This is a genomic window from Reella acinonychis (genome assembly GCF_052384575.1).
Taxonomy (GTDB): domain Bacteria; phylum Pseudomonadota; class Gammaproteobacteria; order Enterobacterales; family Pasteurellaceae; genus JBQSUQ01.
Genome location: NZ_JBQSUQ010000007.1, coordinates 1 through 11,041, shown reverse-complemented (window position 1 = coordinate 11,041; position 11,041 = coordinate 1). Strand labels below are relative to the sequence as shown.

11 protein-coding genes are annotated in these 11,041 nt (G+C 39.0%); 7 read left to right on the top strand and 4 right to left on the bottom strand.

All coding sequences use genetic code 11. The features are described from left to right. Positions 1-11 precede the first annotated feature (11 nt). A complete protein-coding gene (locus tag ACT2CV_RS03790; RefSeq protein ID WP_464973476.1) occupies positions 12-959 on the bottom strand; it encodes a hypothetical protein in 948 nt (315 codons plus the stop codon). A 148-nt stretch (positions 960-1,107) separates the two neighbouring features. Between ACT2CV_RS03790 and ACT2CV_RS03785 the strand changes: the two genes are divergently transcribed. From ACT2CV_RS03785 to ACT2CV_RS03760, 6 genes are all read left to right on the top strand, one after another. After that, positions 1,108-1,314, top strand: coding sequence for a TOBE domain-containing protein (locus ACT2CV_RS03785; protein ID WP_464973475.1), 207 nt, complete (start codon positions 1,108-1,110; stop codon positions 1,312-1,314). Between the two features lie 129 nt (positions 1,315-1,443). Then, positions 1,444-1,698 carry an FAD assembly factor SdhE gene (locus ACT2CV_RS03780; protein ID WP_464973474.1) on the top strand — a complete coding sequence of 85 codons (255 nt, stop codon included), beginning with the start codon at positions 1,444-1,446 and terminating at the stop codon, positions 1,696-1,698. A gap of 106 nt (positions 1,699-1,804) precedes the next feature. Then, entirely contained in the window at positions 1,805-2,380 is a 576-nt protein-coding gene (gene rpoE / locus ACT2CV_RS03775) for an RNA polymerase sigma factor RpoE (protein ID WP_464973473.1), read from the top strand. Positions 2,381-2,426: 46 nt separating this feature from the next. Then, the gene (locus ACT2CV_RS03770; RefSeq protein ID WP_464973472.1) at positions 2,427-2,993 is read left to right on the top strand and encodes an RseA family anti-sigma factor; all 567 of its coding nucleotides are present in this window, start codon (positions 2,427-2,429) and stop codon (positions 2,991-2,993) included. A gap of 59 nt (positions 2,994-3,052) precedes the next feature. Next, positions 3,053-4,006 carry a sigma-E factor regulatory protein RseB gene (gene rseB / locus ACT2CV_RS03765; protein WP_464973471.1) on the top strand — a complete coding sequence of 318 codons (954 nt, stop codon included), beginning with the start codon at positions 3,053-3,055 and terminating at the stop codon, positions 4,004-4,006. A gap of 7 nt (positions 4,007-4,013) precedes the next feature. Then, the gene (locus ACT2CV_RS03760) at positions 4,014-4,448 is read left to right on the top strand and encodes a SoxR reducing system RseC family protein (RefSeq protein WP_464973470.1); all 435 of its coding nucleotides are present in this window, start codon (positions 4,014-4,016) and stop codon (positions 4,446-4,448) included. 2 nt (positions 4,449-4,450) lie between these two features. Here ACT2CV_RS03760 and srmB read toward each other — a convergent pair whose 3' ends face one another. Next, positions 4,451-5,767 carry an ATP-dependent RNA helicase SrmB gene (srmB, locus tag ACT2CV_RS03755; RefSeq protein ID WP_464973469.1) on the bottom strand — a complete coding sequence of 439 codons (1,317 nt, stop codon included), beginning with the start codon at positions 5,765-5,767 and terminating at the stop codon, positions 4,451-4,453. A 69-nt stretch (positions 5,768-5,836) separates the two neighbouring features. On the opposite strand from srmB, the gene ACT2CV_RS03750 reads away from it, so the two are divergent. Then, positions 5,837-6,529 carry a tRNA1(Val) (adenine(37)-N6)-methyltransferase gene (locus ACT2CV_RS03750; RefSeq protein WP_464973468.1) on the top strand — a complete coding sequence of 231 codons (693 nt, stop codon included), beginning with the start codon at positions 5,837-5,839 and terminating at the stop codon, positions 6,527-6,529. A gap of 31 nt (positions 6,530-6,560) precedes the next feature. Here the strand turns inward: ACT2CV_RS03750 and pnuC are convergent, their stop codons facing one another. Together pnuC and ACT2CV_RS03740 are read right to left on the bottom strand one after the other, a co-directional pair. After that, a complete protein-coding gene (gene pnuC / locus ACT2CV_RS03745; protein WP_464973467.1) occupies positions 6,561-7,244 on the bottom strand; it encodes a nicotinamide riboside transporter PnuC in 684 nt (227 codons plus the stop codon). A gap of 268 nt (positions 7,245-7,512) precedes the next feature. Beyond that, positions 7,513-11,041 (bottom strand): YadA-like family protein (locus ACT2CV_RS03740; protein WP_464974044.1); only part of this gene is annotated, 3,529 nt, incomplete at its 5' end.

Below are 11,041 nucleotides of genomic sequence, written 5' to 3'. Positions count from 1 at the left end.
TTAAAATTAAGTTAGAAAATCACTTCTAAACGTAAAAACGCACCGAGATGATGTTTACGATCATGCTTTCTATCATTGTAGAAAGTCAGTTCAGGTTGAATAAAGACCCACTCGCGCAAGATTGGTTGTCGCCAGTTCACAAAAGGTCCATAATGATTAACATCAAATTTCTTACGCCCAATATCGCCCCCAATAGAAAGACCATAGTTTAAACGTTTATAACCAGCGAAATTATGTTGGCGGTAAAGACTGTTGCCCCAAGTTGTGTTTTCATCCTCATCATGTGTATATTCCAGATAAGTATGGTTATTGAAAAAGGTGCTATCAGAATCTTCAAATTTATTCTCTAGGTTAGTGCGTAAATAATGCTTACTCTTAATTCCATAACGATAAATTTGCTCTAATCGGGTTGAGAATTGGTCATCATGTTGCCATGTTTTACTTGCTTTGAAACGTAAAAACACATCAGCGCCTGAACGAATACCTAAATCGACATCCGTATCAATTCCCCATTGTTTAATGCCATCAGACCAGCGGATCGCAAAGGAATTATTGTCATGACGCGCTTGTTTCTTATCGTAGTGTTTATCCTTTTCCAATGGGGTGCGATAATTAGGTGCCGTTTGGTTACCATCGCGAGATTGGTTATCTAAATCTTCATCCCCCATCACCACGCTAATATGTTTTTTCAACGCAGGTAAACGAATTTTCGCGCGCACTCTTGGCTTTATTGAATAACCATCATAATGATTCCAAGCGCTATCTAGCATCAGACGTAAATTGGCGCTCGCGGGTTTATTCGGATCTGGTGTTCCCACCCAATCATCAATGGTATTCGACCAACTATGAAGCGTTTCTTTTACTTTCGCATGCTGTTGATCCACGACAGTATCATTTGCTAGTGCCATGGTTGGCAGTAAAAATACCACAATTGGCATCGCCCGTTTTATCTGTTTCATGGAATCCCCCTCATAAATCAGCTTTCATATTACGCTAAAATAAGAAAAATCCAAACACAATCCTCTTTTCAAAAAGAAAAATTTTGAATACAATTAGCGCGCCTCAATTGAGGTAATTTATAACTAAATATAATTAAGGAAAATCAATATGAAAATTAGTGCTCGTAACCAATTAAAAGGTAAAGTAGTATCTTTAGAGCGTGGCGCGGTAAATGCGATTGTGGGAATTGACATTGGTGGACAAGTCATCACTTCAACTATTTCTGTTGCAGCAGCTGAAGAATTAAAACTTGAAGTTGGCAAAGAAGCTTATGCTGTAATTAAAGCAACTTCTGTAATGATTGCAATCGACTAATCATTATCCAAAAAGAAAGAGGCAATTTATTGCCTCTTTTTCGTTTCTGACGACTGAAAAAGTGCGGTGGATTTTCTTTCATTTTTATTTTCGCTATAATGCCAAGCTCAATGTAGAGGGACTTCAACAATGACGCAATATAATAAATTACGAATTGAATGGGATTGCAGACGCGGTATGTTAGAGCTTGATAAAGTGATTATGCCATTTTATCAGCAACATTTTGATGAACTATCCGAAGCACAAAAAAATACCTTCATTCGTTTGCTTGCTTGTTCCGACCTACAATTATTTTCTTGGTTTTTCAACCGCACTTCTGCGCCTGATGAAGAATTACAGGCAATGGTTGACTATATCCAACAAACACTTCAATTAAATAAATAACTTTTTGCAAGATTTTGAAAAAAGATTGAACTTTTTACAAAAGGCTTGCTCTAATTCAATACAAGACACTTGCGGCTTTTCAGTTAAGCAAGTAACAAGAGAAAATATGGCTGAGCAAATTACAGATCAGGCTTTAGTAGAAAGAGTGCAGCAAGGGGATAAAAAAGCCTTTAATTTGTTGGTTTCTCGTTATCAAAATAAAGTCGCAGGTTTATTAACACGTTATGTGCCACGAAATGATATTCCTGACGTTGTGCAAGAATCCTTTATCAAAGCGTATCGCTCAATGGATTCCTTTCGCGGTGAAAGTGCTTTCTACACATGGCTTTACCGAATCGCTGTCAATACAGCAAAGAATTATTTAACGGCGCAAGGTCGCCGACCACCAAATGAAGATATTTTAGCAGAAGATGCTGAAAGTTATGATTCAGGTGTCAATTTACGTGATGTCGATACGCCAGAAAATGAACTTCTGTCGGCAGAATTAAAGAAAATTGTGTTTGATACCATTGATTCCATGCAAGAGGAATTAAAAACAGCAATTACATTACGTGAACTTGAAGGTTTAAGTTACGAGGAAATTGCCGAAATTATGGATTGTCCAGTTGGCACCGTACGTTCTCGCATTTTCCGCGCTAGAGAAATTATCGAAAATAAAATTGGTCCGTTGTTACAACGATAATGCAAACGTTATAACAATGACAAAAAATTAATATTGGGGTATTTACATGCAAAAAGAGTTACTTTCCGCATACATTGATGGTGAACAAGTAAGTAACGAATTCACTGCAACATTATGTCGTGACGAGGGCTTACAACAAAGCTGGCAAAGTTTCCACGCAATTCGTTCAGTAATGCGTGAAGAAACACCAGTTTTCCTTGGTGCTGACTTTACAGCGAAACTTGAGAGTCTCATTGGAGCCGAAGAAAATATTCAAGTATCACAGCCGTTGCCAGAAGAAGTGAATACATCACCATTTATGCAAAAGCTCAAAGCTATGTTAATGCCATTAAGCCAAGTTGCAGTGGCCGCAACAGTTTGTTTAGTTGCAGTGTTAGGCGTGCAAAGTTTTAATGCAAATCAAGCAGATAAAAGCGCAGATACACCGGTTTTACAAACCTTACCATTTAACAATGGCGTGCAACAAGTAAGCTATAATGCGCCAAGCAAAGATGTCATTAGCAATGAACAACTTGAGCAAAAAAATAAACGTATGGGCGCGATGTTACAACATTATGAACTACAACGCCGCTTACATGCAGATGGCATGAACTTAGGTCAAAATCACAAGTAATTCCCTCTTTAATAGATGATCACCACCCTTTGAGGTGGTGATTTTGTTTAGGACAGCATATGGCAAAAATAATCAAAATTTACACCGCACTTTCATTATTCTTTGGACTATCCTCTGCAGTATGGGCGGAAACAGCATCGCCAAAACAATTATTAGAATCCATGCACAAAGCACAAAGTCAGCGAAATTATCAAATGCTGTTCGTGCAAAACAATGTAGCGGGTTTACAAACTTTCCAGTACAAACATATCAATACGGACAATAAAAGTTACGCGCAATTAACCAACTTAGATGGCGCTAAGCAAGATATTATTCGCCGCGATAATTTAGTCAGCTACTTACACACCAATTTTGCGCCATTTACTATTAAAGCGGCACATATTGTGGATCATTTGCCACAAATTATGTCCTCCAATATCAACAAGTTAGCTGAAAATTATGACTTCTCAGATTTGGGGCGCAATCGTATTGCCGATCGCTTAGTGAAAATCATTAAAATCATGCCAAAAGATAATTTTCGTTATCAATATGTCGTCTTCATTGATGATGAAACCCAACTTGTTTTACATAGCGATATGATTGATCGTGCTGGCAATGTGTTAGAAAGTTTTCATGTGGTTAACTTAGAATTAAATACGGATAAACAATTAAGTGAACAACTGGATAGTTTGACTTACCCTCCATTATTAACAGAGCAGCATGAGGCTCAACAAAAAATAACCAACTGGACAACCACTTGGCTGCCAAAAGGTTTCCACATTATTCATGAAAGCATTGATGTAGAAAATAAAGAAAACGAGAAAATAATAGAAAGTCGTTTATATAGCGACGGTTTGTTTTCATTTACCATTTATGTGGCAGACAAAATCATTAATGAGCAACAAGAAAGTCTATGGCAGCAAGGGGCGAATACTATTTATAGCGAAACCATTAACGACAAGGAAATTACCTTAATCGGACAAATTCCTGCTGCTACTGCCAAACGTATTGTGCAAGATATCAAATTCAAATAGGCAAAATATGATTACCGAAAAAGCCATTGTGATCGACTATCAAGCGGGCATTGCTACAGTGCAATGTCAATCAAAAACCGCTTGTGGTAGCTGTTCAGCCAAACAAGCTTGCGGTGCAGCTGCCCTTTCTGAGCTCAATGGCGAAAATACGCATCATATTTTTACCTTGCCTTGCATTACGCCATTAAAAAAAGGGCAAATTGTGGAAATTGGACTATCGGAAAGTGCGGTGCTTTTTTCCGCATTATTACTCTATGTTATTCCATTGATTACGCTTTTATGTACCACTCTAATTAGCGCTCATCTGTTTGACAATGAATTGATCAGCGCTATTTTTATCCTTTTTTGCACCGCACTTTCCTTTTTTGCTATTCGTATTTACGCAAAAAAAGTACAAAAAAAATCGGCATTTCAGCCGATTTTATTAAGAGTGGTAGCGTAAAGCTATTCTGCTTTTTCTGTTGGTTTACGTCGCTTACCAATATTTTTACTGTCTTTATGACGTACTTTTTGTTTCGCGGTTTTAGTCGCCGGTTTCTTGGTGTGCGTCGCTTTTCCTTTGGACTTCGACTTCTTACTACTTTTCTTTTCTTCACCCTCTTTCGGTGCTTTAGTTCGAGGCTCAAGTCCTTCAATAATGCGAGGTTTCAATAATTCGCCCGTATAGCGTTTAATTTTACCCAATAAGTAATAATCATGCGCTTCAACAAAAGACACCGCTGTCCCTTTTTTACCTGCACGAGCAGTACGACCAATACGGTGCAAATAAGTATCCGCACTATAAGGCAAATCAAAGTTCATCACATGGCTGACATCTTCCACATCTAAACCACGCGCTGCCACATCAGTGGCGACAAGAACAGTTACTACGTTATTTTTCAGTTTATCAATGGCATTATTACGTTGCGTTTGCGCCATTTCACCCTCTAAATAAGTGCTACGAATCCCCCGTTTACGTAAGGTTTCAGACAGTGTTCTTGTTTCTTCACGACGACGAACAAAAATAATACCTCGGCTTACTTCTTCATCAGCAATAAAGCGTGCCAATAATTTGGTTTTATGCTCTTTACTGTCTGCATGATAATACCATTGATTGATTTTCTTACGCTCACGACGGCTTGGTTCAGCATCAATTTGCACCGGATCTTGCAATAAGCGCCCTGCAAAGTCCGTTAATAACTCGCCTTCCAAGGTTGCAGAAAATAATAGGGTTTGCTTACGCCAACGGGTTTCTGCCGCAATTTTTTCTGCATCTTGCCCAAATCCCATTTGCAACATGCGATCCGCTTCGTCAAAGATCAAAATCTCAACAGAACGGCAATCAAAATTTTCTTCTTTAATGTATTGCAGCAAACGACCTGGCGTAGCAACTACAATATCTTGGTTTTTATTAAACACTTCACCATGGTTTTGATACGCCACACCGCCTGTAATAGTCGCAATGCTTAAATGAGTAAACTGAGCTAATTCTTCCGCTTGCTCCGCTACTTGCATGGCTAATTCACGCGTTGGAGTAAGTACCAATACTCTTGGTGGACCCGGTTTTCTTCGTGGATAATCTAGTAAATGTTGGATTGCTGGTAATAAAAAAGCAACGGTTTTGCCTGTACCTGTTGGTGCAGAACCTAACACATCTTGTTCATCCATCGCCGCAGGAATGGCTTCCGATTGAATAGCAGTTGGGCGGTTATAACCTTTTTTAACTAATGCTTTTAATAGTTCTGGCGAAAGATCAAAATCATCAAAAGTCTGTGCTGACATTATTTTCTCTACTTATCGTTGTCAAAATTGTGCTAGATTATACCGCACTTTATGGGCTTAGGGGGATTTATGTCAGGCTTTCGCTTTAAACAATTTCATATTCAGCATGATCGCTGCGCAATGAAAGTGGGAACGGATGGCATTTTATTGGGTGCTTATGCGGATATTTGCCAAGCACAGCGTATTTTAGATCTCGGCACAGGCACAGGTTTAGTTGCGTTAATGCTGGCACAACGTAGCAATGCAACAATTTATGCCATTGAATTAGATAATGCGGCTTATTTACAAGCACAAGAGAATATTCAACATTCCCCTTGGCAGCAACAAATTCAACTTATTCAACAAGATGCGTTGGAATTTTGTCAAAAGTGCGGTGAAAAATTTGATCTTATTGTAGCAAATCCCCCTTATTTCGCACCGGGCATTGATTGCAAAACAGAGGCAAGAAATCAAGCGCGTTATATGCAACAATCCCATTTAGCTTGGTTAGAAAGTGCAGCACAATGTCTTGCACCTAATGGAAAAATCCAATTTATCTTACCTTTTGATTGTGCAGAAACTTTGATAAAACAGACCGCACTTTATTGTGTGGAACGTTTAGAAATTATGACTAAATCAGGCAAAGCGCCACAACGGATGATCGTTTCTTTTCAATCTCAACCCAAACCCACAATCACAAAATCGCTCACCATTTATAACGAACAAAACCAGTACAGCCAAGATTTTGTTGCGCTAACCAAAGATTTCTACTTAAAAATGTAAAAGGGCGTAGAAAACGCCCTCTTAATTTATTTTAATTTTCCGCTCTGACCAACTTCGTCCAGTTCCAATAGCCATATAAGGAATTTAGCAAGTAAGCACCATACATCAAGTACATCGCTGGCGTATTTTGCCACAACACAATGGAAAGCACATTCACTGCAATCCATAAAATCCATTGTTCACGATAACGCAAAATCATCAACAACTGTGCAACCACCACTAATACCGTCGTTAATCCGTCAATATTGGTTGAGCTACCACCTGCTGCAATCAGCGCTTGCACAAATAAGAAAGTACCAATAGCAATAGTCGCAAGTAAAATTATCCAACCTTTCGGCGTTAATGATTTGGCAATCACCGCTTCTGAATTTTGCTCTTTTTGTAAGTTTTCTTTCCACAGGAAGTAACCAATAAATTGCGCAGGAATATATACATACAACGTGGTATTCATTTCCCCTAAAAAGTTATTTCCCAAAGAAATGTAAAAATAAGTATAAGCGAAAATTAAACCGAAAAAGTAGTTACTCACTTTCCCTTTACTCACAAACACCACACAAAGAATACCAGCGATCCCTGAAACAATTTCTAATAGGGAACTTGGTTGTGCTGCTTGAGTGAATGCCCAAATTTGTGCAGCGATAAAAATCGCTAACCAAATCAGTTCAAAAGGTTTCCACCCACCGAAAAACTCATTTTTAATTGTTTGAAAATTCATCTAAATGCCCTCTTATGTTTTAAACTGAGCAAATTCTTACACCACGAACGACAAAAGTCAATGATAAATTACAAATTCAATGAAAATACACCAAACTTTTTATAATTTTGTTATATATAGAATACAAAATAGAATATTTATCTCAACAAAACCCAAATTTTGAACTTTTTATGCTAAAGAATCAGGCATAAAAAAACTGCATTCTACTCGGGAAAACCCTTTCAAATGCAGTTTAATTAGTTAATTAGCTAACGAAGTTAGCGAGGTATTACCATTGGTAACCCATACCAACACCACCAGATACATGGCCTTGGCTATTTGCAGTACCTTGGATCTTCAAGATAAGTTTACCATTGTCACTTGCTCTTGAGTAACCCACTGCAACCGCAGATGCGCCACCGTATGTACCAGCTGCTGCTGCTACCATTGATTTACCAGGAATGTAAACCTGTGGTAAAGAAGCTGCTGCTGCTGCACTTGCACCAACGCCACGAACACGTTTATCAAGTTTGTTCACTTTGTTGTTGACATTTGCAACATCACCTGCCACTTGATGTAACTGGCTACCATTTACAGCGTCCTTACTGTCTTTCGCAATACGTCCTGGTGCAACGTTAGTGATCTTGACTGCTTTACCGCCTTTACCACCAACTTGTAAATCACCATTCTTATTGTTAGTGATATTCACAGATGGACCTTTACCATTGTTCAATTCAACACCTTTGAACTCTGGAGTTTCAGCAATTTCTACTACTAACTCACCGTCTTTGTTAGACACATGAGTATTCTTCGCTGAAACTGGTTTAGCAGGTTTACCACCTTTATTTTCAATACCACCACGAACAGTTAAGGTTTCGTTCAGTTTCTTAACAACTTCTTTACCGTCGTTACCTTTGAACTTCAAGCCGTCGTTTAAGGTTGCCACTTTCTCTTCAACTGGGTTACCTTTCGGATCTACCGCAGGTTTACCTGTTGCAGGATCAACTGGTGTATAAACGATACGTGGTTTACCATCAACACCGTCTTTGCCAGGGATACCTGGGAAACCGTCTTTACCATCAACACCAGCAGGACCTTCACCGATCTTCAAGGTTGCGCCAACGCCATCTTTACCGTCTTTGCCTTTCGGACCTTGTAAACCGATAGAACCATCCTTACCATTGATAGCAACTGCTGCGCCATCAGCACCTTTCGCACCGATCGAGCCGTCTTTACCATTAATAGCGACACCAGATTTACCATCTTTACCGTTTACACCGATATATCCGTCAACACCGTCTTTACCCGGTTTGCCGTCTTTACCTGGTACTGATGGGCTACCAAGCACTACGTTATCTTCTAACGCATAAGTCACTTTAGTTGTTGAGCCATCTTGTTCTTGTTTCACTTTCAAGTTTTTACCTGAATTGAATTGAACAGTTTCACCAGGTGCAACAACTGATGGTGGGTTACTATCTGTTTGTTCAAAGTCTTCTTTATCTTTACCAGTCGTTGCTTTCCAACCACCATTGTTGATAACAGTTACTTCTTTAACAATTTTCTCTAAGTCAACATTGACTTTCACAGTACTAACTTTACCTTCATCATCAGCTTTAACTTCTACTGTGGTACCTGTACCATTAGCAAAGTTTACAGTGTCGTAAGGTTTCACAAAGTCAACTGGAGTGCCATTGCCTTGTAAGTTCCATCCTGCATTCAAGATGTCGCCAACGGTTGCTACATTAGTTACTTTGTTTTCAACACCATTTGGTAAATCCTGTGCTTTCGTCACTGGTTCACCATTTTTATTTACCGCATCTTTGTTATAAGTGTCCGGTAAATTAGACTTAATGTTGTTAATCGTAACTGGCGCTGGGTTACCATTTTCATCACGACCTGCAAAGGTTACTGTGTTTTTATTTTCATCTCCTGGATGACTTACGATAGTGATTGGGTTCACTTTCTTCGTATTATCATTAGGATCTGAAGTACCAATCGTCAAGCTATTGAAGTCTGGGTTTTCAGCAATCTTAACAATTAACTCACCATCTTTGTTTTCAACATAAGTATTCTTATCTGAAACTGGTACAGATGGAATCTTAGCATTTGGATCATTTGGATCTACTTTACTATCAATACCACCTTTAACTGCTAAGGTTTCGTTCAATTTCTTAACGATTTCTTTGCCATCGTTACCAACGAACTTCAAGCCGTCGTTTAATGTTGCCACTTTCTCGACCACTTCTTTATCACCGTTTTGGTAAACGTATTCGATACGTGGTTTTTGTGGTTTACCATCTTTACCGTTCAAGCCATCAACGCCGTCTTTACCGTCAACGCCAGCAGGACCTTCACCGATTTGAAGTTTAGCTGAAACTCCGTCTTTACCTGGTTGACCGTCTTGACCATCCTGACCATCTTTACCATCTTTCGGCTGTTTAAGCGTAATGGTTTCAATATCTTTCAAGTCTTTGTCAACATTAAAGGTAACATTGCTGACTTTACCACCTTCAGTTACTGTTACATTCGCTTTAGTATTTTTACCATCAACAAATGCGACTGTATCATAAGGTTTCACAAAGTCTTTCTCAGTTGTATTCTCTTTCAAGTTCCAACCTGCATTCAACACATCACCAACAGTTGCACCGTTATTAAAGATTTCATCTTTATTAGCAGGTGCAGATTGAGATTTAGTTTCATCACCTTCAGCAACTTCTGCATTTTCTGATGGTTTACCACCAGTAGGTGCGTCAGAACCGTCTGCATTAACAATTTTCTTATCACCTTGATTGTAAGTGTTCGGTAAGTTACCACCTACATTTGATAACTGCATTGGGTTTGTTTTGGTGTCATTGTCTCCATTGTTCATAGATGCGATGACATCACCTTTATCAACTGGCGTACCTGAACCATCTGGTTTGGTATTAAAGGTTACTGTGCCATCTTCAGCTACTTGTTTATAAACTTTGTCACCAGCTTTGTTTGTGTAAACCACAGGCATATCTACGTTTACGGTAATTTTACGTAAGTTATCACCTTCGTTTTTACCTTCAACGCGTACAGAACCTTCACCAACAAATTGAACTTCGTTCGCATTTTTCACAGTATTACTGTAATCGTTGTTTTTCGCAGAAACAACCCAACCCATATTACGTAAGTCACCAACAGTTGCAACATTGTTGTCTGATACATAATCAGGAGCGTCTTTATCACCACCTAAGTTGACTAAACCATCAGCCGCTTTCTTGGTATCAGGAGCGTCAGCTTGAGTATATGGTTTCAACCCACTGTTCACATTACCAATTGTGATCGGCGCACCTTTATCATTTGGTGCAGCATTTGGATTCACCGCATTTACCGTTAAATCTGCTGAATCAATTGGTGTTGAGTTCAAATCAGGTTTACCGTCAATGCCCACTTTGTAGAACTTATCGCCTACTTTAGCAACTGGATTGCCTTCAGAATCTGTAAACTGAACTGGCATACCAACAACATTTACGCTAACGTTGGTTACCGTGCCGTTTTCATTTGTTTCAACAACATGTTTAGTGTTTGCTCCATCAACAAAGTTTACTGTGTCGTAAGGTTTCACAAAGTCACGATCTTCACCGTTTTCTTTCACATTGAAACCAGCATTCAACACATCACCAACAGTTGCAGCGTTAGTTACTTTGTTTTCAACACCATCTGGTAAATCCTGTGCTTTCGTCACTGGTTCACCATTTTTATTTACCGCATCTTTGTTATAAGTGTCCGGTAAATTAGACTGAATGTTGTTAATTGTAACTGGCGCTGGGTTACCATTTTCATCACGACCT

Bases quoted from the DNA above. Each gene is read 5' to 3' on its own strand.
- ACT2CV_RS03790 (WP_464973476.1), bottom strand. From the start codon at position 959: ATGAAACAGATAAAACGGGCGATGCCAATTGTGGTATTTTTACTGCCA.
- ACT2CV_RS03785 (WP_464973475.1), top strand. From the start codon at position 1,108: ATGAAAATTAGTGCTCGTAACCAATTAAAAGGTAAAGTAGTATCTTTA.
- ACT2CV_RS03780 (WP_464973474.1), top strand. From the start codon at position 1,444: ATGACGCAATATAATAAATTACGAATTGAATGGGATTGCAGACGCGGT.
- rpoE (WP_464973473.1), top strand. From the start codon at position 1,805: ATGGCTGAGCAAATTACAGATCAGGCTTTAGTAGAAAGAGTGCAGCAA.
- ACT2CV_RS03770 (WP_464973472.1), top strand. From the start codon at position 2,427: ATGCAAAAAGAGTTACTTTCCGCATACATTGATGGTGAACAAGTAAGT.
- rseB (WP_464973471.1), top strand. From the start codon at position 3,053: ATGGCAAAAATAATCAAAATTTACACCGCACTTTCATTATTCTTTGGA.
- ACT2CV_RS03760 (WP_464973470.1), top strand. From the start codon at position 4,014: ATGATTACCGAAAAAGCCATTGTGATCGACTATCAAGCGGGCATTGCT.
- srmB (WP_464973469.1), bottom strand. From the start codon at position 5,767: ATGTCAGCACAGACTTTTGATGATTTTGATCTTTCGCCAGAACTATTA.
- ACT2CV_RS03750 (WP_464973468.1), top strand. From the start codon at position 5,837: ATGTCAGGCTTTCGCTTTAAACAATTTCATATTCAGCATGATCGCTGC.
- pnuC (WP_464973467.1), bottom strand. From the start codon at position 7,244: ATGAATTTTCAAACAATTAAAAATGAGTTTTTCGGTGGGTGGAAACCT.